This window comes from Aliarcobacter butzleri (assembly GCF_900187115.1).
GTDB classification, from domain to species: Bacteria; Campylobacterota; Campylobacteria; order Campylobacterales; family Arcobacteraceae; genus Aliarcobacter; species Aliarcobacter butzleri.
In genome coordinates this window covers 1,156,426-1,181,529 of sequence record NZ_LT906455.1, presented here as the reverse complement: position 1 = coordinate 1,181,529, position 25,104 = coordinate 1,156,426, and the positions used below count along the sequence as shown (strand labels likewise).

At 26.1% G+C, this 25,104-nt stretch carries 24 protein-coding genes; 2 read left to right on the top strand and 22 right to left on the bottom strand.

The features are described 5' to 3' along the window. Positions 1 to 14 precede the first annotated feature (14 nt). From der to CKV87_RS05870, 4 genes are all read right to left on the bottom strand, one after another. A complete protein-coding gene (gene der, locus CKV87_RS05885; RefSeq protein WP_012012870.1) occupies positions 15 to 1,472 on the bottom strand; it encodes a ribosome biogenesis GTPase Der in 1,458 nt (485 codons plus the stop codon). A gap of 84 nt (positions 1,473 to 1,556) precedes the next feature. Next, complete coding sequence (gene hpf / locus CKV87_RS05880; RefSeq protein ID WP_004509369.1) at positions 1,557 to 2,099, bottom strand: ribosome hibernation-promoting factor, HPF/YfiA family; 543 nt, start codon at positions 2,097 to 2,099, stop codon at positions 1,557 to 1,559. A gap of 383 nt (positions 2,100 to 2,482) precedes the next feature. Further along, positions 2,483 to 5,185 (bottom strand): AAA domain-containing protein, encoded by a 2,703-nt coding sequence (locus CKV87_RS05875; protein ID WP_012012868.1) that lies wholly within the window; start codon positions 5,183 to 5,185, stop codon positions 2,483 to 2,485. Then, a complete protein-coding gene (locus CKV87_RS05870; protein ID WP_012012867.1) occupies positions 5,172 to 5,462 on the bottom strand; it encodes a hypothetical protein in 291 nt (96 codons plus the stop codon). The genes CKV87_RS05875 and CKV87_RS05870 overlap by 14 nt, the downstream gene beginning before the upstream one ends. Positions 5,463 to 5,661: 199 nt before the next feature. Between CKV87_RS05870 and CKV87_RS05865 the strand changes: the two genes are divergently transcribed. Then, positions 5,662 to 6,099, top strand: a complete 438-nt coding sequence (locus CKV87_RS05865; protein ID WP_012012866.1) for a YchJ family protein — start codon at positions 5,662 to 5,664, stop codon at positions 6,097 to 6,099. A gap of 82 nt (positions 6,100 to 6,181) precedes the next feature. Here CKV87_RS05865 and CKV87_RS05860 read toward each other — a convergent pair whose 3' ends face one another. The 14 genes from CKV87_RS05860 to CKV87_RS05795 all read right to left on the bottom strand — a co-directional run bounded on the left by CKV87_RS05860 (position 6,182) and on the right by CKV87_RS05795 (position 20,804). Further along, the gene (locus CKV87_RS05860) at positions 6,182 to 6,793 is read right to left on the bottom strand and encodes a hypothetical protein (protein ID WP_012012865.1); all 612 of its coding nucleotides are present in this window, start codon (positions 6,791 to 6,793) and stop codon (positions 6,182 to 6,184) included. 30 nt (positions 6,794 to 6,823) lie between these two features. Next, the gene (locus tag CKV87_RS05855; protein WP_012012864.1) at positions 6,824 to 7,525 is read right to left on the bottom strand and encodes a hypothetical protein; all 702 of its coding nucleotides are present in this window, start codon (positions 7,523 to 7,525) and stop codon (positions 6,824 to 6,826) included. A gap of 97 nt (positions 7,526 to 7,622) precedes the next feature. Further along, positions 7,623 to 8,243, bottom strand: a complete 621-nt coding sequence (locus CKV87_RS05850) for a hypothetical protein (RefSeq protein ID WP_012012863.1) — start codon at positions 8,241 to 8,243, stop codon at positions 7,623 to 7,625. A gap of 28 nt (positions 8,244 to 8,271) precedes the next feature. Continuing rightward, the gene (locus CKV87_RS05845) at positions 8,272 to 8,937 is read right to left on the bottom strand and encodes a response regulator (RefSeq protein WP_012012862.1); all 666 of its coding nucleotides are present in this window, start codon (positions 8,935 to 8,937) and stop codon (positions 8,272 to 8,274) included. 65 nt (positions 8,938 to 9,002) lie between these two features. Next, a complete protein-coding gene (locus CKV87_RS05840; RefSeq protein WP_012012861.1) occupies positions 9,003 to 9,764 on the bottom strand; it encodes an N-acyl amino acid synthase FeeM domain-containing protein in 762 nt (253 codons plus the stop codon). Between the two features lie 71 nt (positions 9,765 to 9,835). Then, the gene (locus tag CKV87_RS05835) at positions 9,836 to 10,525 is read right to left on the bottom strand and encodes a response regulator (RefSeq protein ID WP_012012860.1); all 690 of its coding nucleotides are present in this window, start codon (positions 10,523 to 10,525) and stop codon (positions 9,836 to 9,838) included. After that, a complete protein-coding gene (locus tag CKV87_RS05830) occupies positions 10,518 to 12,365 on the bottom strand; it encodes a 7TM diverse intracellular signaling domain-containing protein (protein WP_012012859.1) in 1,848 nt (615 codons plus the stop codon). The genes CKV87_RS05835 and CKV87_RS05830 overlap by 8 nt, the downstream gene beginning before the upstream one ends. A gap of 69 nt (positions 12,366 to 12,434) precedes the next feature. Then, complete coding sequence (locus CKV87_RS05825) at positions 12,435 to 13,301, bottom strand: EF-hand domain-containing protein (protein WP_012012858.1); 867 nt, start codon at positions 13,299 to 13,301, stop codon at positions 12,435 to 12,437. Between the two features lie 61 nt (positions 13,302 to 13,362). Next, the gene (locus CKV87_RS05820) at positions 13,363 to 14,664 is read right to left on the bottom strand and encodes an ArsS family sensor histidine kinase (RefSeq protein ID WP_257122232.1); all 1,302 of its coding nucleotides are present in this window, start codon (positions 14,662 to 14,664) and stop codon (positions 13,363 to 13,365) included. A gap of 10 nt (positions 14,665 to 14,674) precedes the next feature. Next, positions 14,675 to 15,361, bottom strand: coding sequence for a response regulator transcription factor (locus tag CKV87_RS05815; RefSeq protein ID WP_004509346.1), 687 nt, complete (start codon positions 15,359 to 15,361; stop codon positions 14,675 to 14,677). 64 nt (positions 15,362 to 15,425) lie between these two features. Further along, positions 15,426 to 17,633 carry a DNA translocase FtsK gene (locus tag CKV87_RS05810; RefSeq protein ID WP_095065855.1) on the bottom strand — a complete coding sequence of 736 codons (2,208 nt, stop codon included), beginning with the start codon at positions 17,631 to 17,633 and terminating at the stop codon, positions 15,426 to 15,428. Positions 17,634 to 17,643: 10 nt separating this feature from the next. Continuing rightward, positions 17,644 to 18,591, bottom strand: coding sequence for a UDP-3-O-(3-hydroxymyristoyl)glucosamine N-acyltransferase (gene lpxD, locus CKV87_RS05805; protein WP_012012855.1), 948 nt, complete (start codon positions 18,589 to 18,591; stop codon positions 17,644 to 17,646). Positions 18,592 to 18,609: 18 nt separating this feature from the next. Further along, positions 18,610 to 19,107 (bottom strand): acetolactate synthase small subunit, encoded by a 498-nt coding sequence (gene ilvN, locus CKV87_RS05800; RefSeq protein ID WP_004509342.1) that lies wholly within the window; start codon positions 19,105 to 19,107, stop codon positions 18,610 to 18,612. Further along, the gene (locus CKV87_RS05795; protein WP_004509341.1) at positions 19,107 to 20,804 is read right to left on the bottom strand and encodes an acetolactate synthase large subunit; all 1,698 of its coding nucleotides are present in this window, start codon (positions 20,802 to 20,804) and stop codon (positions 19,107 to 19,109) included. Before CKV87_RS05795 ends, ilvN begins: the two co-directional genes overlap by 1 nt. Before the next feature lie 159 nt (positions 20,805 to 20,963). On the opposite strand from CKV87_RS05795, the gene CKV87_RS05790 reads away from it, so the two are divergent. Further along, complete coding sequence (locus CKV87_RS05790) at positions 20,964 to 21,752, top strand: hypothetical protein (RefSeq protein WP_012012854.1); 789 nt, start codon at positions 20,964 to 20,966, stop codon at positions 21,750 to 21,752. Here the strand turns inward: CKV87_RS05790 and CKV87_RS05785 are convergent. The 4 genes from CKV87_RS05785 to CKV87_RS05770 all read right to left on the bottom strand — a co-directional run bounded on the left by CKV87_RS05785 (position 21,749) and on the right by CKV87_RS05770 (position 25,074). Then, entirely contained in the window at positions 21,749 to 22,669 is a 921-nt protein-coding gene (locus CKV87_RS05785) for a Ppx/GppA phosphatase family protein (protein WP_012012853.1), read from the bottom strand. The two genes, CKV87_RS05790 and CKV87_RS05785, sit on opposite strands and share 4 nt — an antisense overlap. 7 nt (positions 22,670 to 22,676) lie before the next feature. Further along, the gene (locus CKV87_RS05780; protein WP_004509338.1) at positions 22,677 to 23,234 is read right to left on the bottom strand and encodes a CDP-alcohol phosphatidyltransferase family protein; all 558 of its coding nucleotides are present in this window, start codon (positions 23,232 to 23,234) and stop codon (positions 22,677 to 22,679) included. Between the two features lie 162 nt (positions 23,235 to 23,396). Then, a complete protein-coding gene (locus CKV87_RS05775) occupies positions 23,397 to 23,735 on the bottom strand; it encodes a P-II family nitrogen regulator (protein WP_012012852.1) in 339 nt (112 codons plus the stop codon). Between the two features lie 19 nt (positions 23,736 to 23,754). Continuing rightward, the gene (locus CKV87_RS05770) at positions 23,755 to 25,074 is read right to left on the bottom strand and encodes an ammonium transporter (RefSeq protein WP_012012851.1); all 1,320 of its coding nucleotides are present in this window, start codon (positions 25,072 to 25,074) and stop codon (positions 23,755 to 23,757) included. Positions 25,075 to 25,104: the final 30 nt, after the last annotated feature.

The following is a 25,104-nucleotide window of genomic DNA, read 5'->3' as shown; positions in this document are numbered from 1 at the left end:
AGAACTTTTTTTAATTATCTCTCTAAATACTCTTCATCACCCATTTTGTCATTCTTTCCACGTGCTATAACATGAATCGGAGTTCCTTCAAAATTGAATCTTTCTCTTAAAAAATTCACTAAATATCGTTTATATGAATAGTGTAAAAGGTTTGGTTTATTCATAACAAGAGCAATTTTTGGAGGTCTTGTTGAAAATTGAGTTGTATAATATATCCTTAAATATGCACCATTTGGACTAGGAAGAGAGTGTCTAATAACAGCTTCTTCAATAACTTTATTTAATTGTGAAGTTGGTATTCTTTGTGTATAGTTATCAAAGATTTCTATGATTTTGTCTTTTAATCTTTCTATACTTCTTCCTGTTTTTGCTGAAACTGCAATAATAGGAGCATAAGATAAAAATCTAAATCTTCTTCTTATCTCTTCTTCTATTTTTTGGAATGTGTCCATATTTTCATCCCATTTATTTAAAACAATAATTGTTCCTAATCCATATTCATCAACTAATCCAGCAATTTTTTCATCTAAATCAGTTAATTCTCTTGAAGCATCAAGTACAACTAATGCCATATTTGCTTTTTCAAGCATCTCTTTAGTTCTCATTAGAGCATATTTTTCTATTCCTTCTATGCTTCCTCTTCTTCTTAAACCTGCTGTATCAACAAAAGTAATTTGTTTTTCTTTATATTCAAAAGATTCATCAACAGGATCAATTGTAGTTCCTGCAATTGGAGAAACAACTGAACGTTCAGCTCCTACAATAGCATTTAAAACTGAAGATTTTCCTACATTTACTCTTCCAATAATTGCAACATTTATTTTGCTATCATCTATTTCAACAGTTTCTTCTTCAAGTGATTCTATACCTTCACTTGAAAAATCTTCTTCATCATCAAATTCAAAATTTTCTTCTCTTTGTTTTTTTAATGCTTCTGCTTCTTCCCTTGCTACTGTTTCAAGGTTTACTGGAAGATGTTTGTAAATCCATTCAAATAATAGTTTTGTTCCACGATTGTGAGAAACTGAAATTCCAAAAAGATTTTCATCTCCTATTCCAAATTCAAAAAATTCCCAAAGTCTTTCTAACTCTTTATCATTATCTATTTTATTTACAACTAAAGCTAACTCTTTTCCTAATCTTTGAAGTTCATAAAATAGCTCTTTATCTTTATCATCAGGTATATTTTTTCCATCAACCATAAAAAGTATAATATCTGCTTCTTTTGCAGTTTCTATCGCTTTTCTTTTTACATTTGAAAATATTGCATCATTTGTATCGTCAATACCACCTGTATCAACCAAAAGTCCAACTCTGTCTAAAATCTCTATTTCGTGTTTTCTGATATCTCTAGTAGTTCCTGCCATATCTGAAACAATAGCAATTCTTTTATTTGCAATTCTATTAAATAGTGAAGATTTTCCTACATTAGGTTGTCCAATCAATGCTATTTTTTTTAGTGTGTTATCCATCTATTTTTTAATCCTATTTTTTCATTATAAAATAAAAAAGGTATTAGCGTGTTTGCTAATACCTTTTTTTGATAAGAGCTCTTTTTAATACAACCCAAATTTACCTGGGATTGAACTTTTATATAAAACTCTCATATTATCATCTTTATCATAGAAAACTTTGAATACAGCAGTTGAATTTTTTAACTCTTCAAGTGCCTCTTCAATATCTATTGGTTTATATGAAGTAAGTCTAACTGGCATTATTTCATCTTCAAATTTTTCAAGTTCTTTTGCAATTTTATCTTCAATCTCATTTACTTCAACTTCACTAAGTTTTGTTGCTTTGTGAGAAGCTATTTTATCATGATGTCTTCTTAAAACTTTTGATACTCTATCAACAGCAATATCGATTGCTGCATATAAATCTTTATCTTTTTGTTTTACAACAACAGTATCAATATTTGCAATATTTAAAGTAAATTCGAATGAAAATGCTTTTTTACCTTGTTTTTCATCTGCAGAAATAGTAGAAGTAACAGAAATAATATCTAAATTATATTTTTTAAACACTTCAACTGAACTATTAACATAATCTTTTATCGCATCCGTTAAATTTATGTGTCTTCCTACAATGCTTGTATTCATAACATACTCCTTTAAATAATTTATTTATTCTATCATAAAAAAGGTAAAATAGCTATAAGCCCATAATATCGGTATTAAGAAGCAAAGAATTAGAGAAAAAACTTTATATTTTTTTAAATATTTTTAACTTTTTAAAGCATTTTTTTATAGTAAAAATTGACCAAAAAATCAATTTGCTCTAAATTTTTATTAATTTAATCTTTTTTTCTAATTTTTGATTCATAATAAGCCAACATAATTACAACTAAAGCAACAACTATAAAACCTATTACTTCATTTTGAAAATCTTCCATTTAAAATCCTACTTTAATATATAATTTTTTATTAGCATTTATTTTACTAATTTTTATCAAAATGATGTATTATTAAAAACTAGAAATAAGTTATACAAGCTTTTTTAAACATTCTTTTAATTTTTTACTTTCTTGACTGGCATTAGTTGCAAATCTTATTATTGGAATATTATATTTCTCTAATATTTCATCTTTTAATTTATCACGCTTTAGTTGAATTTGACTATTCTCATGATACTTATAACCATCAACTTCAATTGCCAATACAATCTGTTTATTAATTTTGCTATATATTAAAAAGTCTATATGAGTATTTTCATTATTTACAAATTTAGTTTCTTCTTCATTTAGTAAAGTAAAATCTTTAATTATCACACGTAATTGTCTATGTAATACCACATCTAAGTGAAGAAAGTTATCATCTTTCAGTACTTCATCAATTATAAGACTCATCAAATTTTCAGATTTATGTTCAGATACATTTTTATATTTTTGTTGATACTTATTTAGATGAGAAGAATAGCTTTTATAAAGTAAATCAAATATTGAGTAAATTTTACTTTCTACAATATCACAATTATAATACTTAATATATCCTACTAAATCTTTCATGTTTTGATTCTTTTCTCTATCTGAAACTACTACATAAAGCTTATCTACAGCTCTTGAAATAGCAACATTTAACAAGTTCTTATCATCAGCGAATTCATCTTCATCATTTACTACTGTACTTAAAATGATTATATTTTTTTCACGACCTTGATATTTATGTACAGTATCAACTTCTATTTCTTTATTATTTTTATACTCTTCATTTATTTTATTTACTTGTTTTCTAAAAGGAGAGATTATTCCTATGCTACTATCATTTAAATTAGGTAATATCTCGTTAGTAATTACGTCAATTTGACGTTGATTGTATTTTCCTCTTGCATGATTTCCTTCTGCCGTATTAAACAAAACTAAAGGTGATTCATTTTCATTTTTAAATTTTGTTAAAACTATTAGCTCGTTATTATAAAATTTTTTATTACAAAAACCTATAATTTTTGGATTACATCTATAGTGCTCTTTTAAAAGTGTTTTTGGAACATCTTTAAAAATTTTAGTAATAGATAGCAACAAGTTATTATCATAATGATATGCTTCATCAACTTTATATTGATTGTAAACAATTTGAATTAAATCTTTTGTTTCATTTGTAATTACATGAGGTAGTTGTTTTAGGTCACCAACAATAACCACATTTTTTGCACAAGATAAAGCTAAAGAACCTGAAAGCACATCAACTTGAGAAGATTCATCTATTATTAAATAATCATATAAATAACTATTTCCAGTAGAGTTTCTTAAGGAATGAGTTGTACTTAAAACAATAGGATATTCTTCAATAAAACTTCCAAAATCTTTCCATAAGACATCACTATTAAAACTTGTTCTCTTATTGGCAAATTTATATTTATTTGCGATAAACCTTTTTAATAAAAATATTGACTTTTGAGTATATAACTTCATTTTATTTTCAAAATCAAAATTTGATAATTTATTTTCAAAAGTATTTATTTGTTTAGTTATTTCAATCTCTTTATTTTCATAAAATAAACTTTGAAGACATTGAATTATAGAGTTTATTGGATATTTATAAATTGAAAAAGAAAAGAGCCTATATTTTATGAAATTCTTTATTTTAAACAAAAGCGTTATTTTTTTATTTAAAAGTTGAATATTCTCAAACTCTGCCCATAAAGAAAGTATAGAATCAATATTATACTTGTTGAAAGTTTTAAAATATTCTATATTTTTATCTTTTTTTTCATAGTAATCTAAAAAGTGTTTTTTTTCTACTTTAAATTCTTCATATAGTTGCTTTTGTAATGCTAGTTCATTCTGAGTAGATAACATATCTTTAAGAGATTTACTATCTTGGCTTACTTCTTTATATAGTTTATTAAAATCAACCTCAGTTTTTTCACTTACAAAACTTGGATAATTGCTATCTTGATTATTAAAAAACTCTTCTTGATTATCTTTATTACCCAAAAAAGCTGATATAAAAGATAAATCGTAACTACTTAATTTATCATATACATTTTTTGTTGCTGCATTATTATTTGACACAATAGCAACTGTTTTTTCTTGCATTATAATATTTGATAAAATATTTAATATAGTTTGTGTTTTACCAGTACCTGGAGGTCCTTCTATAATACTTATTTGATTTGTTAGTGCATTTTTTACAGCTTTTTCTTGGCTTAGGTTGAATCCAAATGGGAAAATAGTTGTAGAACTATTTTCAAATGTATCAATACTACTAGAACTTAAATATTTAGATAAAACACTATCTTCACTTATGAAAGTCATTTTTTTATATTGTTTATCTAAAAATCCAATTTCTTCTTTATCATCACTATTATTTAATCTTTCTGCTAAACTTTTTAAATACTCTAATACACTATTTACCTTATTATCAGTTAAACAGTTTTTTTCTATTTTAATATGCTTTTTATCATACAATCTATAACTGCCATCTTCAAAAAAAACTTTCAAGTGAGTTTTAAAATCAAGAATTTTAGATATCTTAAATAATTGTTTCCCATTTGAAAAAATAATACAACTATTTATATTTACTTCTACAGGATTTTCAATTATCTTAACTTTATCTAAACTATATGGGTATTTTGTATTGTTACTTTTAAAAACTACATCAACTTTATTTTTATTAACATCAAAACTTTCAATCTCTTCTGTTTTATCAACATCATTTATTAGAATTAAATATTTATTTATATCCATATAACTTTACTTTATCTTTCTTAAGTTCTCTAATAACACTATCTCTTAAAAATGGAACAGCACAAATAATAGATATTAAATCATCATTTTTATTTATACGAATAATTACATTTTCATCTCCATCACCAGTTGTAATAACATGAACATTTAAAACTTCAACATGTTTTTCTTTTAAAATTTCTAAAAGCGAAAAAAGAAAAGCTTCATGCTCATCAACTCTACTTCTCCCCATAAAATTTTGACCAAGATGCCAATCAGACTTATGCAACAGTTTCATATTTAAAATTCTTTATTAATTTATTATTTAATTATTATATAAAAATCTAGTCACATTTTCGTCACGTTTTATTATTTTTTATTTATATTTACATATAAAGGGGTTAAATATACACAATAAATTTTGTAAATTATTCATATATCAATAAACTTAAAATAGCTATAATCCGATAATTACAAAGTATATATAAAGGAAAAAATTGAAAATTAGTGTAAATTCTCTTTGTCCCTGTGGAAGTTTAAAAAAATACAAAAAATGTTGCAAACTTTTTCATGATAATATAAAAAAACCATCAAATGCTTTAGAACTTATGAAATCAAGATTTAGTGCTTATGCTTTTGAACAAAGTGAATATATTATAAAAACTACTCATAAAGACAATCCTGATTTTTCTACGAACATATCTGTATGGAGAGAGGAAATAGAGATGTTTTCTAAAAATACAAATTTTGAGAAATTAGAGATTTTAAACTTTGAAGAAAGTGAATTTGAAGCTTTTGTGACATTTAAAGCAACCCTATTTCAAAATAATAATGATATATCTTTTATAGAAAAAAGTAAATTTAAAAAACTTGATGATATTTGGCTTTATGTAACTGGAGAGTTTTATGATAAAGATGAAAAATTATTGAATTAGAATAATTTTTCATTTCTTCTTTTGCTGGTTATCTTTTATAGAAATACCAGGAGGTATATTTCCTTGAAATCCAAAATTTTTATCAGCCATGATTTAAAATCCTCCTCCAAGTTTTATTTCTAATTATTTTAGTGATACGGTATGAAGCATATAAAGCAAAGGGCATAACAAATAAAATAAAAAAAATCGCCATAGGAAGTGCTTCAGATTCATCCACATGAGTTGGTGTTAGCCAATTCATAATCAATACAAAAAAAATATCAAACACTATAAAACAAAGTATAAAGTCAATTACTATTTTAAGTTCAAATATTAATCTATCTTTTTTACTTATAGTTTGTATTTCAAGAATTGAAGATTCTTTTTTATTACGCCATTGTTGGTATTTGCAGTACAAATATGTGCATATACGATAATAAATATAAACTGAAAGAATTCCACGCCAACGAATATGAGATAGAATACTCCAATCTATTATTTTAAATGTCATAAACATGGTATATGATGGTTTATTCCTTGCTTCGTAATTAAGCATATTTTGAACGCCTTGGGCATCCATATCATAAAACCACTGTAAGAATAAATTCTCAGAACTCAAAATTAAACTTCCAATAGTATGCTTATAAATAAGAAGCAAAGCTAAAAATATTAAAAATAGCAATAATTCTTTTGCTTCATTTTTTAAAAATTTCATCTGTTTGCCTCATTTTTAAATCATATTTTTTTATTTATTTAATACCAATGTTTGATTTTGACTATTTACTAGTTCATTGAACTTTTGTAAAAATTTAGCAAAATTTAGTCTTATTGCACCTGTATATGAAGTTTTTAATCTAATACCACCATCAAGAGCTGTAAGAGCTACTGTGTCATCTTCTGCATAAGCTGTTTTTTCTAAAGTATCATACTTAAGATGAGCATTTGTTTCTTCACCTGTAGTATGTACTCCTGTAAAAAGTTTTATCATAGATGCTCCCATTATTTTTCCAAATGTAACAGTATTTTCTGCTATATAACTAGATTTTATATTTATAGGTTGCATAATTTGATTTGTACCATAAACAATATATGTTGCATTTATTGTTGTTTCCATTCCTTTATCAAATGAACGAGTAAAGTCCATATTTACATCTACTTTATAATTCTCTATATTGAATGAATTTCTATTGTAGAATTTGTTTATATTATTTGTTAGATAAGCTTTTATGTCTTCTTCTTCAACCATATAAAAATATTGCCATTTATTTGGTGCACCATCACCCGATATTTTTACACTATTTACTTCAATATTTATATCTTTCTTCTTAATATTTTGAACTGTATCATTATGTAAAGCGAAATTTTTTGGTGGCATTTTATTTGTACACCCACTAAATATAAAAGTTACAAGTGTAGTAATAAAAGCAATTTGTAGCAATTTAGACATTTTTATATCCCCTATTTGATATTAGTTATTAAATTATAACCAAAGAGGCGTCACATCCTCGTCACAATTTCTACTTTTTTTTAAAATTATTTAAAATTTATTTTATTGGAGAGAAATTTATAGTTTTTTCTAAGTCTTGGATTAATACTTTAAAAAATTTAGTTATATCTTTTTTTGAATCTTTACTAAAACTATATTTTGTAAAAAAATAGCTAAAAACAACCGTATTATAGTATCTATCTAAAATAGAAAGATTTTGATATATCAACTCTTTCTCTTCTAGTAAAGTAACTTTTATGTATAAGAAGTCATTATCACAGTCATATTTTTCAGGAGTTATAAGTAGAGTTTTTTTACTTTTATTTTCTATTATTATATTTTTATTTTTAAATAATTGAGTAAGTTCAGATAGGTTACTTGTAATCTCATCTATGTTTATTTGGCTTATTGTTTTGCAACTTTTATTTGAAATCAAAGGTTGGTTGAAGTTGAAAACTGGTGACATACCAACCCCATTCCCCCAGTTTACATAGTGAACACTATAATTTGCACCATTTATTATAGTTATATCTTTTTTTTCAACATTTAAAGAAGATATACTCTCTAAAGTTTTATAACTCTCTTTTTTTGAAGTATTGTCTATCTTATAAGAACACCCTACAAAAAGAGTTAATAAGTTAAATAAAATTAGTGCTTTTAGTATAGTTTGGTATTGCATAATAGAACTTCCTTTTATTTATTATCTATCATACTTCGATTTTACATCCAATATTTGGAATTGTTTCTATAAACTTTCCATTAAATTTTGCTCGAAGTCTATATATAAGTGTTCGTAAAGTACTTTTAGAAATATCATTAGTTCCCCATATTAATTCTTCTAATTCTTTAAATTCCACAACTTGACCTCTTAACTCTAAAAGTTTTTTAAGTAGTAATTTCTCTTTTAAACCTAAATTTATATTGATAGCCTTAAAATAAAGCCTATCTTCTTTTGTACTAAAATGATATTCATCTCCTATTTTAATAATATTATTTTCTTGAGAAGTTTTATTTAGTGCAATTATTATGTTTGATTTTAATTCTTCTCTTTTAAAAGGTTTTATTAGATAACTAACTGGTTTTGTTTTTATTGCCTTATTTATGATTTTATCTTCACAAAATGCAGTTAAATAAATAATTGGTACATCATAAAAAGTTTGAATCTTTTTTACTACTTCAATTCCATCTTTTCCTTTACCTAAATTTATATCTACTAAAATTAAATCAGGTTTATTTGATAGTGCGCTACTTATAGCGCTTTTATAATCAAAAGCAATATCTGTTACTTCAAAATTAAAATGTTCAAGTGTTCTTTTAATTTCAAGAGCTACGATACTTTCATTTTCAACTATGAGTATTTTTTCTTTTTGCATAATTCAATTCTTTTTCTTTTTCAAAAATTTTAACATTTTTGTGTCACATCTAGTGTCACAAAAAACTATTCTTCTAAAAAAACTTTTTTGAAAAAATTTGAAGCATATTTAGGATTGTAAGATATAATTAAACACGGTACTTCTAAGCTACCATAAGAAGGCATTTCTTTATAAATATCAACTCCCCCTAATTTCTTAAATAATTTTAGATGTTCTTGTTTTATTCCAGAGAGTGCTATATCTATATTATTATTTATAAAAACATTATAAATTCCACACATAAGATACTTAAACTCTAAGTTCAATCCCTGTCCTCTATTTTTTACAATATTTCTAGAAATTTCACCTATGCAATTATATTTTTCCCTCATATCATCAAAAGAACATTTATTTTCAGAAGGAAGTTTATTTTCTGAATCAAAAATCAGTCTTATAGTTGCTGTTACTTCTTTATTATTTTTATAAAAAATTACAGCAGAATTTTTATCATAAATATCAAAATTCAATCCTTCTATTATATCTGGAAATTCGTTTTGATAATTAATTTGTGTAAATACATGACTTCTTAGTTTAAATACTTCTATTAGCTCTTCTGCATTTTTAACTAATGATAAATTTTTATATTTATCTTCCCAAGATAATTTTTTATTAAAAGAGATGGTATCTTCTAAAATACTCTCTAAAAAGACTCTTTTTTGAAAAATTTCTAAAGCTTGTTTCTCTAAAGATAAAAAAGACTTTGGAAGATAATTTTGTCTTTGATAGATATTAACCTTGATGATTTCTTGAAGTATATTTAATGAGATATTTTTGTTTATGTAAGCCATTTGTTTGTCCTTTTTTTAGGACAAACTTTAATAGAGAAGCGTCACAATTTGCGTCACAAAATTTATTAAATTTATGTTGAATTTAGAATTTTACACCCAATACTTGGAATAGTTTTTATTATTTTATAATTTAACTTTGTTCTTAAACGATAAATTAAGGTTCTAAGCGTACTATCACAAACAGGGAAATCTTGCCAAAGTAAATATTCTATTTCTCTAAAAGACACTAGTCGTCCTTTAGCTTCAACTAAAATTTTAAGTAATTGATTCTCTTTTTGACTCAATTTTATTGGTTTTGATTTATAAAAAAGTATCTCATTTTTTAAATCATAAAAGTAATCTTCATCAAGTTTTATATCTGAAATATTTTTTTCAAACTTTTCATCTTTCATCTTATACAAAGCTAATAGTAAAGTTGATTTTATATCCTCTTTTTTAAAAGGTTTTAATATATAGCCTAAAGGATTTGTTTTGATAGCTCTTTGTATAGTATCTTCGTCACTATAAGCTGTAAGATAAATGACTGAAATATAACTATTTTTTTGTATTTCATTTATTATATCTATACCATCTTTTTTATCTTTTCCTAAGTTTATATCAGAAAAAACAAGAGTTGGTTTTTCATATTTTATACTTGATATTGCATCTTCATAATTTGAAACTATATTTGTAACTTTGTATTCTAAATTATTTAGAATTCTTTTTATATCAAGTGCAACAATAGAATCATCTTCTATTATCAATATCTTTTCTTTATTCATTTTCATTCCAAGAAATAGTTATTGATGTACCATTTTTTGATTCTATATCCATTTCTCCTTTTAGTTGATTAATTGCTAAAGTATTTACTAAAGTTAAACCCAAAGAAAAAGTTGTATTATCTTTATCAAACCCAACTCCGTCGTCTTTTACACTTAATTTTAGGATATTATTACTTTTTTCTAATGTTATATAAATATTTCCTTTTTTATTTAAAAAAGCGTATTTAAAAGAGTTTGTAATAAGTTCATTTATCATCAAACCACAATATATTGCTTGTTCCATTTTTAGTTTTGTTTTTATATCAAGATGAATATTTATTGACTCATCATAACTAGATTTTACTTCATCAACTAGTGTTTCAAAATACTCATAAACATTTATAAAATTTATATTTTCTTGATTATATAAAAGTTCATGAAGATGTCCCATTGCACCAATTCTATTTTGAGTAGTAAGTAAAATATCTTTTAATTTTTCATCTTCAATTTCATCACTTTGAAGTCTAATCAAAGATACAATCGTTTGCATATTATTTTTAACTCTATGATTTAACTCTTTTAATAAAACTTCTTTTTCTCCAAGTGCAACTTTTAAATCTTTTGTTCTTAAATCTACTTCTTTTGATAATCTCTTTGTTTCATTTTCTTGTTGAACTATCAATTTTTGATTTGCTTCATTTTTTTCTTTTTGTAAATTTGTGATTCTATTTGCTAAAGCGATAGAAAATATTACAACTTCTAATACAAATGAAACTTCTATTAAATATGGAAAATAAGATGTAATATTCAATATTCCAGCACTTGATAAATACATCAATAAACCAGATGATAAAAAAATAACCCATCCAAAAAGTATAAAATATGCTTGTTTATTTTTCTTTAATGAAGCATAGATTGTAAGTACTAGTAAAAATATTAAGAATAGCATTGTTAAGCTATTTCTATGTTTGTCATACTCCTCTGTTAAAAGAAAAAATATGACTGTTAAAGGAATAATTATCAAAAATACATTTAAAACTTTATTTAATTTTGTATATTGAATAGTTTGTAAAAAACTTTTTGTAAAAAGCCCTAGGAAATAAACTGGAAGAGCAACTAAAAGTGCTGCTAATTTTATTATAATTTTGAGAGTATCTAAATTGAAAATATAAAGCTTTGCAAAACCTATATATAGTAAATGATGAAGGATTAATCCAAAAATATATAAAACATAATATAAATAACTTTTATCTTTTGTAAATACATATATAAAAAGGTTATAAATTCCTAAAATAAACATTGCTCCAAAAAAAAGTGATAATATTAGTTGATGTTTTATCTCTTTTTTATAAAAAACATTTTCATCCCAAAGTTTCAAATCAACTATTAAAGTTGTTATATTCGAAGTTGCTTTTATAAAATATATATTCTCTTCATTTGGATTTAGTTCTATTTTAAAAATTGGATTTATTGTAGATTTGTCTAAATTATCGATTAAAAAACCATCTTTAAGATGAATATTTTTATTTGAATCAAAAAAATCTATATTTGTCGTAAGAGGATTATTGTACTCAATAATTTTAAGAATTGGTTTATTTGAATTGTTTTTAATAGTTATTTTTATCCAAACATCTAAATCTGGAGAGTAACCATAAGCTAAAATATTTTTATCATTTTTTTCAAATTTGATATTTGGGTTTTTAATATCTTCAATAGTTAAACTTCTAGTTTTATCTATATAAATCTCGCTATATTGGAGCAAGTTAATATTTTTTGTATTCTCATCTATATTTAGAATATTTGCATATATATTTGATGAAAAAATTATAAAAAGAGCTACTTTATAAATTGAATCTATCACTTCAAACCTATTATTTTATTAAAAATAAGGATAATTTATAGATTTGATTAATTTTATGCCTAGAAGATTCTAGGCATAATTGAAAACAGAAGATGACTTTGTTGTTAGATTATTTACATAACTATTTAAGTTTGTATTATTTGTTTGATTATTCATCATTTGCATAAGATTTTTAAAGCTACTTAACTTTAAATCCTCTGAATTACTTGTACTACTATTTGTTTTGATTGTATCAAATAACATTTTTAGAGTATCTTGCATAGATGATGTACTACTTGTTGTAGTTTCACTTGATGTTCCTAAAGCTGCATCTTTTTCAGCTTGAGAAACAACACCATCTTTATTTGTATCAAGCTCATCATACTCTTCATCTTCATCACTACTTGAAGCTACTGCTCCTCCACCACCACCTGCTGGACGACTTGAAGATGATGATTGTATATTACTTGCTACTTCATCATAAGCACTTGATAATTCATCAGTTGAAATAGAACCATCACTATTTGTATCTAAAGATGAAAACTCTTCTTCACTTAATAATGATACTTCACTTGAACTAAGAAGAGAATCTCCATCACTATCATAATTTGACATTATCATAGAACTAAAATCATCTGCTTGTGGGCTTGATGGTGGTTTTGGCATATCAAGACCAAGACTAGAAAGTAAACTTTCAAAATCTTCTTTAGAAGGCATTTCTCCACTGCTACTATAAGATGATAATTGATTATCTATTGCAGTTGCAATTTCATTTTGAGATAATAAACCATCAGAATCCGCATCAATTGCAGAAAATTGTTCTTCTTCCATATCTAATTCATCAAAACTTAATAATGAATCAGAATCTTTGTCATTTTGAGAAACAATGTCTTTTGAAATATTACTAGTAGGAGACATCAAACTACTATATACTGAATTATACGAAGATACTGTCATAATAAACTCCTTTCTAAAATTTTAAAATCTTATTCTTTTAGAGTAAATATTTGGTAACAATTTATATTATTTTGATGAAAAAATTATGATAACCATCTTCATAGATATAATTTAGTTCAAATTTATGAATTTTAATAATATTATTTGAGATATAAAGCCCCAATCCTAAGCCACTTGTTGCAGTTTCATAATCATGATTAAAGGGTTTAAAATACTCTTTAATATCTTTTGAAAGTTCTTTCCCTTTATTTATTATTTGAATAGAATCTTCGTTTATGATTATTTTTGGTTTTTGTTCTGTTTTATATTTTATAGCATTATCAATCAAATTTTTTAAAGCAATAGAAAACAATTCAAAATCAGCTTCTATTTTTAGCTCATGAGAATACTCAACTTCTATAACATCTTCTTCTAACAATAAAATATCAAAAGCCTGTTCTATTAAATCTACAACATAATATTTGCGTTTATCTAAAGTGATTTTTCCAGATGTTAACTCTTCTATTTTTGCAAATTCACTAAGTAAATATTCTAATCTTTGAAAAACTCTTATTAAAATAAACTTTCTTTCACTATCTTCATAAATATCAGTAATTAATCTTCCTTTTGTTATAGGAGTTTTAAATTCATGCATAATATTTCGTAAAAATAAATTTCTTGAATCTCTAAGCTCTTTTAACTGTTTTAAAGCAATATCAAACTCTTTAGCAACTTGTGATATTTCATCTTTTCCATCTGTTTTAGTAGATATTTGTAAATTTCCATTTGATAAATTTTTCATATCTTTTTTTAAAGATATTAAAGGTTTTAGTTTTTTTTCTATAAACATAAAAAACCAAAGTAATAAAATATCTATTGAAAAAAGTACAACTAGCCAGAAATATTTAAAATCTTTTTCATTTAATTCATCAATTAAAAGTATTTCAAAAGGTTTTGGTCTTAATTTAAAAAAAATTGATTCACCAAATTCATCAAGTCGTTGATTTTGCAAAGGTAGAATAGGAGGTGGTGGTATTTTTCTAAAATCTTCATTTGGATTAAAATGCACATATTTAACATCATTTAAAATATAAATATCTATTGGAGCATCTTTGTCTATTTTAATTTTTTTATAATCAGATTTTAAAAGTTCCTCAAAAGAAATATCAGCTAATTTTATATCAAAAACAGCTATTCTTTCGTTTATTTCATCATTTGAAATATCTGGTTTTCTATGTAACTCTTCTAAAGTTTTTATTGTTGAAATATATCTTTTCATTTCTAATATTTTATAGGCATTATTATCAACTAAGAATTGTAAAATTATCAAAGTATTTATTAAAAGAAATATAGAAATAAAAAAAAGCCTAATTTGAAAAAAAATTGAATCTTTTTTATTGATTAACCAGTTTATAACCTACTCCTCGAATTGATAAAATATATTTTGGATTTTTTGTATTTTCTTCTGTTTTTGCTCTAACTCGTCCTATTAATACATCAATGCTTTTGTATGAACTTTCATATTTTATAGAATCAACATTTGATAATAATTCTTGTCTTGAAACCACAAATCCAGCTCTTGAGATTAGATATTGAAGTATGAAAAACTCTGCATTTGTTAAATCTAATAATTTATCATTTTGATAAATTTCCATTTTTGATTCATTACAAGTAAAAATTGGTTTTCTATTTAAAAATACCTCTTTTTCCAAAGCTTGATGGTTATATCTTTTTAAAATAGATTGTATTCGTAAAATAAGCTCTTGCGTGTCATAAGGTTTAGGCATAAAATCATCTGCTCCAGATGAAAAACAAGCTATTTTATCATCTAAATCAGACCTTGCAGAAGATATTATAATAGGAATATCATATCTTTGACGAATTAATCTACAAACTTCTATTCCATCAATATTTGGTAGAGATAAATCAAGGATTATTAAATCATATTTTTTTAATGAGAGTGCTGAAACTCCAAGTTCAGGAGTTTCATAGTTTGTAACTTCTATATCATACTGTTTTAAATAATCTACTAAAATATTTGCTAATTCAGTATCATCTTCTATCATCAAAATATTAATCAATTTTTATTACTCCTTAAAAACTTTGATGATTATAGTATATCAATGTAAATAAATTGTAACAATTTTATTGAACTAATATTTCTCTATTTCCTTTAGTATCTGCTTCAGATAAAACACCTGTTTGTTCAAGTTGTTCTACTATTGTCGCAGCTCTATTGTACCCAATTCTAAGTCTTCTTTGAATATATGAGATTGATGTTTTTCTATCTGCTAAAACAACCTCTTTTGCATCTTCATAAAGGTCATCAAGTTCAGTTAAATCGGTATTTGTTGCTCCATTTGAAGAGTTAGATAAAGATGAAGTTGCTCTATCTTTTATAAAATTCATATCATATTGAACTTCTCTTTGAGCTTTTAAAAATTCTACAACTTGCTCTATTTCAGTTTCTGTACTCCAAGGAGCGTGGATTCTTACAAGTCCAGGAGTTCCTGGAGGTGTAAATAACATATCTCCTCTTCCTAAAAGAGATTCAGCACCCATTGAATCTAAAATAATCTTAGAATCTATTTTTTGCCCTACTTTATAAGATAATCTACTTGGTAAATTTGCTTTAATTAATCCTGTTACAACATCAACTGAAGGTCTTTGAGTTGCAACTATTAAGTGAATACCACTTGCTCTTGCCATTTGTGCAAGCCTTGCAATAGAATACTCAACATCTTTTCCACTTGTCATCATCAAATCAGCTAACTCATCAATAACAACAACTATATAAGGCATAGTTTCATAGCCCTCTTTTTGTGCTTTTTCATTATAGTTTTCGATATTTTTTGTTTTTGTTTTTGACATTAAAGTATATCGTCTTTCCATTTCACCAACCATATTTGCTAAAGCATTGATTGCATCACTAGCTTTTGTAATAACTGGTGTTAAAAGGTGAGGAATATCATTGTACATTGAAAACTCAAGCATCTTTGGGTCAATCATAACTAAACGAAGATTATCTGGTGAATTTTTATATAAAAGTGATAAAATCATAGAGTTAATTCCCACTGATTTTCCACTTCCTGTCGTTCCTGCTATTAATAAATGTGGTAGTTTTTTTAAATCTGTTATAAATGGTTTTCCAACAATATCTTTTCCTAAAATCATAGTAAGAGGAGAAATAGAACTTTGGAATATTTCACTTTCTAACATCTCTCTTAGATATATTGTTTGTGTGTCTTCATTTGGAACTTCTATTCCTACTACATCTTTTCCTGGAATTGGTGCTTGTATTCTAATAGTTTGAGCTTTTAATGCCATTGCTAAATCATCTTGAAGGCTCAAAATTTTTGAAACTTTTACATTTGGTGCTGGTTTAAACTCAAAAGTTGTTACAACTGGTCCTGTATAAGTTCTAACAACATCACCTTCAATTTTAAACATAGCAAGTTTATCAAGTAAATCAGCAATTTTTTTATCAATAAAAGCTTCATTTACTTTTGTTTTATTCTCTTTTGGAGGATTTTGAAAAAATATTGTTGGAGGAAGTTCAAAATCTTTTGGTTTTATTGTTTCCCCTATTTCTATTTGATCTAAAAGTTTTTTATTTTCTTCAAGTTCTTCAACTATTATATTTTGATACTCTGTAACTTGAATATCGTTTATATCATTATTAATAGATACTGACGTTTCAATCTCTTCTCTTTTTTCAATATTTTGTGGTTGAAGTTGTAGTTGTGACTCAATTTGAGCAAGATTACTTTTAAGTAGTGCTTTTTGATCTTTTATTTTATTTAATTGCTCAATTTTATAAGTAATTTCTTTTTTATTGTTTGTATTTATTTTCTCATTTTTCTTAAAAATAGCTATATTATTTTTTAGTTTTATTTTGTTTTTTAATCTTTTTAAATCTTCGATGTCATAATCTGAAGTTTCAAATAAAACTAAAAATGAAATAATAAAGCCAACAATTACAAAAATGTAAAGTCCTGCTTGTCCAATTATAGGAGTTAATGAATCAATTAAAATATTTCCAATTTCTCCTCTTGAATAAGGATTTTCTACAACTAAAGCTTGAAACATTAAACAAACAAAAAGAAGTAAAAATATAATCAATATATTTAAAAGTAAGTCTCTTTGATCTAGATTTTTTCTAAAATTTATTATGTATAATGGATAAAGTAGTAATAATAAATACATATAAGATAAATATCCAAAATATTTATAAGAAAATTGGGCAAAACTAAACCCAACATTTCCTACTACATCTTTTCCACTAGCAAATGCAGAAAATTGAAAATATATAATGATAAATAAAAAGATTAGTGAAATAATTTTTTTAGCTATGATAAAACCTTTATTTTAATAAATTAGATATTTTACCTTGTAATTTAAGCCATTGTCTGTGCTCAAATAAAGGGAAACCTGCCCATTGTTTCTTAGGTTCAGTTATTGTTTTTGTAACTCCACCACGAGCTGCAATAGTTGTGAATGCTGCAATTTCTATATGTCCTACTGTTGCACTTTGACCACCCATTACAACATAAGGATGAAGTGTAGTAGAACCAGATAATCCAACTTGTGAAACTAGAATAGATCCTTTACCAATTTTGCAATTATGCCCAATATGAACTAAATTATCTATTCTAACACCATCTTCAATTTTTGTAGATTTGAAAACAGCTCTATCTATTGTACAATTTGCACCTATTTCTACATCATTACCAATCTCAACATTACCATTTTGATAAATTTTTATGTATTTACCATCTTTTGTATTTGCAAAACCAAAACCATCACTTCCAATAACAGTTCCAGCATGAATGATACAGTCATTTCCAACTTTACAGTCTCTATAAACTGTAACATTTGGATAGATAATTGTGTTATTTCCAATAGTTACATTATCACCAATAAAAGCACCTGCCATAATAGTACAATTTGCTCCAATAGATGAATTAAAACCTACATAAACATTTGACATTATAGTAGTATTTTCTCCAATAATAGGCTTTTTACCATCCATTTCAACTATTTTTGGCGCAAAAAGTTTACTTATTTTTGCTAGCATTAAATATGGCTCTTCACAAATTATTGCAACAGTAGAACTTGGAACTTCTTTAGCATTTTCAGCAGTTACTAGAACTGCTGCTGCTTTTGTGTTTTTTAAATCAGATAAATATTTTTTATTTTCTAAAAAAGTTAATTCATCTTCATTTGAATTTGTTAATGTATTTAAACCAACTATTTCTTTATTACTTTTACAATCAATTCCTATATAGTTTGCAATTTCGTTAAGAGTCATTTTTTATCCTTGAGAATATTATCTTTCCATAGCTACAATACCGCTTCTTACAACTTCTAGCGGATTGAACTTTTGCATAACTTTTATAAAATTCATTATTCTAGCACTTGAATCAGTGGCACTTACAATAATAGCTTCATCTGTTACATTTTGAATAGCACCATGATAAGCTCTTGCTATTACATCAATATCTGATAGATTATTATCTACTGAAAACTTCATTAAAACTGTATCTTTTTCTATAACATTTTTATGTTCATTTACTTTTAATACAGGAATTAATTTATTTAATTGTTTTACAATTTGATCTATCACTCTTTTATCACCAGTTGTTACTATTGTCATTCTTGAATATGGGCTATCAGCCATAGGAGCGACAGTTAATGAATCTATATTATAACCACGAGCTGAAAATAATCCAACTATTCTTGATAAAACATTGTGTTCATTTAATACAACTATTGAGATAACTTGTCTAGTTGTTTCTGAGTCGTAATAGTGGTTAAAATTATTCATTATCTTTCTCCTTTTATTAAAGTCATTTCATTTAAGGCATGACCATTTGGAACCATAGGTAAAACCTCTTCGTGTCTTGCAACAATAACTTCAATCATTGCAGGTTTTTTCTTTTCAATTGCATCTTTTAGTGCTTTATCAAACTCATCTTTTGTTGTTACAGTATAACCGATTCCACCAAAAGCCTCAACAAGCATTTTAAAGTTTGGTTGAGCTGTTAAATCAGTTTGTGATAATCTATTTTCATAAAACATAGTTTGCCATTGTCTTACCATTCCTAAATAGTTATTGTTTAAAACTATATTAATTACTGGTAAATCATATTCAACACAAGTCATAAGCTCTTGAATATTCATCAAAATAGAACCATCTCCTGTGAAATTGATAACTACTTTATCATGTTCTTTCATAGCTCTTGCAGCTCCAAGTGCTGCTGGAAGACCAAATCCCATAGTTCCTAAACCACCACTTGTTGCCCATTGTCTTGGATATGAGAATGGGAAAAATTGTGCTGTCCACATTTGATGTTGACCAACATCTGTTGATATTATTGCTCTATCACCTAAAAGTTTTCCAACTCTTTGAATTGGCCATTGTGGTTTTATAACTTCATTACTATCAATATATCTTAAAGGCTCTTTTTCTCTATAATCTCTTAATAATTCAACCCAATTTGAATAATCATTAAATTCATACTCTTCAACTGCTTCAATCATAGCTTTAACAGTAACTTTTAAATCTCCAACTATTGGATAATCAGGAACTACAAGCTTTGCAATAGATGTTGGGTCAATATCAACATGAATAACTTTTGCTTTAGATGCAAATTCATCAAGTCTTCCTGTAACTCTATCATCAAATCTAGCACCTAAAGAGATTAATAAATCTGTTTCATGTGCAGCCATATTTGCTGAATACTCTCCATGCATTCCTAACATTCCAAAGAATAATGGATTTTCATCACCCATAACTCCTCTTGCCATTAATGTTTCAACTGCAGGGATATTTAGTTTTTTTGCTAACTCTCTAATCTCATAAGCACAATTTGATAAAATTGCTCCTCCACCAACATATAATAAAGGTTTTTTAGCTGTTGAAATTGCTTCCATAGCTTTTTTTAATTGTCTTTTATTAAAGTTAATTGTTGGTTTATAAGTTGGTAAATTTATCTCTTCTGGATAGATAAAATCTGCAACTTCAGCCGTAATGTCTTTTGGGATATCAATATGAACAGGTCCTGGTCTTCCAGTACTTGCTATATGAAATGCCTCTTTTATAATTCTTGGTAAATCTTCAATTTTATTAACTAAATAGTTATGTTTTGTACATGGTCTTGAAATACCAACTGCATCAATTTCTTGAAACCCATCAGTTCCAATAATTGCTGTTGGAACTTGTCCAGAAATAACAACCAAAGGAATAGAATCCATATAAGCATCCGCTATTCCTGTAACTGCATTTGTAAATCCAGGTCCACTTGTTACTATAGCAACGCCAACTTTTCCTGTTACTCTTGCATAACCTTCAGCTGCAATAATTGAAGCTTGTTCGTGTCTATTTAAAATGTGTTGAAAATAGTTTTGTTTATATATTTCATCATAGACGTTCATTATAGCGCCTCCAGGGTATCCAAATACTACTTCAACCCCTTCTTGATGTAATGATTCTACAACCATTTTTGCGCCAGTCATTTTCATAATAATTCTCCGTTGTCTAAAAATAAGTTTTTATTTTACTGAAAATAGAATTAAATTACCTTTGTATGAACGATTGATATTATAAAATTTAGAAAAAATAGATATTAATTAATTTTTTTTAGATACAATAATTGTTATGTTTATTTAAAGGGACAAAAAGTGGATATAAATGCTATAAACAATAGTGCAATTTCAGGTTTAAACAGTAATTCATCTTTACAATTAAATAAAACTCAAACAAATAAAATAGACAACTTTCAAAATGAAAGTTTAAACTTATCTATAAGCAATTATAATATTCAAAGAAGTGAATTTTCACAAAACATTCAGTCTTTAAATGACGGTATTGCTATCTCAAATATTAGTATGAACTCTATTGAAAAACAGCAAAATTATTTAAATACTATTCAAGATAAACTTCAAAACAGTGAAAATTTAGAAAATAAAAACGATATAAGAAAAAGTATAAATGAAGATTTAGTAGCTTTCAATCAATTAGCATATGATACAAAATACAAAAATGAAAATCTACTTGTAACTCAAAAAGAGGATAACAACTCTATTACTATTGATACTAATTCACAAACATTTTCTATGGAAAAAACAAATACAGCAGAGTTTGCAAATACAATTTTTGATGTTGTAAATAATAAAGATTTAAATATTGAGACAAATTTAGAAAATGCTAAAAATACAGTTTCTTCTTCTATGGAAAAGCTAGAAAATACTTTTAATCAATTTGATAATTTTTCTAATCAACTAAAAAATAGTGCAAAAGAAGATATTTCAAAACAGTTTGAACTTTATAATGAAAAATCAACTGAAAATATAAATTTTGGGAAAGAAGCTAATGATTTTTCAAAAACAAATATTAATGCAAATGTTGGCTATTTAGCTGCTGCTCAAGCAAATATTGTACAAGAACAAAGTGTAAGATTATTATCTTAATTTACTTTGTTTAAAGCATAGTTTATAGCAACACCTTCTCTTAAGCCATCATCTAAAACTATTGATTCATGTTTTTGTAAAACTTCAAAAACCATTTTATAAATATATGTTCCAACTTCCATAAATTCAACTCTTCCTTGTCCTACAAGTTTAGTTAATTCATCTTTTGAGTGACTTTTGAAAATTTTTAAAGAGTCTTCTAAATCATTTAAATTCACTTTTGTTCCATTTACAATATTTCTATCATAACTAAAATAATCTTGTCCTAATTTTATCGCTGCTATGGTTGTTGGTGTTCCTGCTGTTGCTACAAAACTATAATCTTTTAAATCAATTTTTAAAGAATTTAGAAACTCTTTTATTTGAATTTTTCTATCATTCAAATCTTTTTCTAAATCCTCTTTTTTTATTGATTTTTGAGTCATTGTAACAATTCCAAAATCAAAACTTTTTGCTTCATAATTTTGGGCTGTATTTACAACAATTTCAGTAGAACCACCACCAATATCAAGCAAAACAAAATTTTCTGAATTAATTTTTTCTCTTTTTAAAGCATATTTAACTGCAAGTAAAGTAAGCCTTGCTTCTTCATTTGCATCGATTATACTAAACTTTGCACCAGTTTTTTCTTCAAAAAAAGACAAAACTTCTTTATTGTTTAATGCTTTTCTCATGGCTGCAGTTGTTACACAAACTGCATCTTTAGGATCAAAATTTAAATCTTGTGAAGCTTTATTTATAGCATTTATCACTCTTATCATTGCATCTTTTGAAATATTAAGAGTTTCAACCAAACCATCTGCCATTCCAACAACTTCATTAAATTCTGAGATAATTTTATGATTTTTATAGTCATATTTTAGAACTCTAAAAGAGTTAGAGCCTAAATCAATAGTTACAATTTCGTTAAATTTCATATAAGTCTTATAAATGTGGGATTTTTACTTTTGAGTTTAATAAATAAGCGATGATTATCATCATAAAAAGTACAAAAGTTTCAGAAATAGTATCTGTTAAATATACTAAATAAACAAGCCAAAGAAGTATCGCTCCAAGAGGTGTTGGAACTCCTGTAAAGAATTTTTCAACTTTTCCTTCATCAGCATTAATATTAAATTGAATTAATCTTCTAAGTCCAGAAATAATATAGTAAATAAAAGCAAAAATAACTAAAGGCATAAATAAAAACTCTTCTTTTGTATCAACAACTGCAAAATAGATAAACATTGCAGGAACAATAACAAAAGATAAAAAATCAGCATAAGAATCAAGCTGAATACCAAATTGTGTAGAAAGATTATACTTTCTTGCTATTTTTCCATCAAATATATCAAAACCACCTGCTAACCAAGCAAAAAGAGCTGCTGCTAAAAATTGATGATGAGTTAGAAAATAAATAGCAAAAATACCTGAAGCTATATTAAAAAATGTTACGATATTTGCCAAATTAAAGTGACTATATTTATTAAATAAAAAACCCATGGTTTTCCTTTTTTCAGTTTTAATTAAAAATAGCGGTAATTATACTACAAATATCCTCAAAGTATAGTTTTATAATTGGGATTAAAAGGAAGTATAAAAAGATTAAAAAATTTTGTAAGTAAAAAAAAGAAAAGCTCAAGATTTAATCTTGAGCTTTAAATATTATAATGCATCCTCATTTGTTTCACCAGTTCTAATTCTAACAACTTTAGAAATATCATGAACAAAGATTTTTCCATCACCAATTTTTCCTGTTTTTGCAGCTTCAGAGATAACTTTGATAACTTTATCAACCATATCATCTTTTACTGTAACTTCAATCTTAATTTTTGGTAAGAAATCAACAACATATTCAGCACCTCTGTAAAGTTCACTATGACCTTGTTGTCTTCCATATCCTTTAACATCGCTAATTGTCATACCTGACACATCAATACTTACTAACGCCTCTTTAACATCTTCTAGTTTAAAAGGTTTTATTATTACTTCTATCTTTTTCATATCTTAAGCCTTTATAATATTATAGGTTAAATCCACGTTCACCGTGTAACGACTCATCAAGACCTTGTCTTTCTTCTTCTTCAGTAACTCTTGCACCTTTTGTTAACATTGAAGCTATATAGTAAACAACTATTGTTCCGATTAATGTATAGATACCTACAACTGCTATTGATTCAAATTGAACAAAAATTTGAGCTAATCTATCATCAGCATCTTTTAATGGACCAGACCATAAAAGATCTTTATCATTTAGAGCAAAGATTCCTGTTGCAACTGCTCCCCACATACCAGCAAGGAAGTGAATACCAAATGCATCTAAACTATCATCATATCCAAGTTTTTTCTTCAACATAGCAACTCCAAAGAATGCTACAATAGAACCAACTATACCTATTATTAAAGAACCACTAACATCAACAAATCCTGCTGCTGGAGTAATAGCTACTAAACCTGCTATTGCACCTGAAGCTGCACCTAAAAGAGTAGCTTTTTTAAATATAATTGTTTCAATAATCAACCAAGTAATAGCTGCAATTGACGTTGCTATAGTTGTTGTAAGGTAAGCAAGACCAGCTATTTCATTTGCACCAAATGCTGAACCACCATTAAATCCATACCATCCAAACCATAATAAACCTGCACCAACAGCCGTTAAGATGATACTTGCAGGTTTCATCGCAGTTTTTGGATAATCATTTCTTTTACCAAGTAAAATTGCAAGAACTAAACCAGCTAAACCACCATTCATATGAACAACTGTTCCACCAGCAAAGTCTAAAGCACCTTCATTAAATAGGTATCCTCCACCCCAAACCATGTGTACAATTGGAGCATAAACAACTATCGTCCAAATAAATGCAAAAATCATCCAAGTAGAAAACTTCATTCTTTCAATAACTGAACCAGCTGCAATTGCTATTGTAATAGCTGCAAAAGTACCTTGAAATACAATGAACACAAACTTTGGATATGTTTGTCCTGTTTCAGCTGAAAGGTCAGACCAACTAATACCACTTAACATTATGTGAGAAAATCCACCAATGAATTCATTTAATGATCCCTCTACTGTTCCAAATCCGATTGAAAAACCTGCTATAATCCATGCTATAAACGAAATAGTAAATGCACCAAATACCATTAAATATGTATTTAAAACATTTTTTACTCTTGTCATACCAGAGTAGAATAATGCTAAACCAATTGGTGTCATTAAAAATACCAATGCAGTTGACATCATCATCCAAGCAGTATTTCCTGTATTTAATACAGCTGGCTCCGTTACCTCTTCAGCAAAAGCTAAAGAACTCATTAGTGAAGTTAATAAAACCCACTTTTTCATCTTGTCTCCTTTTCTTCATTAAGATAAAAA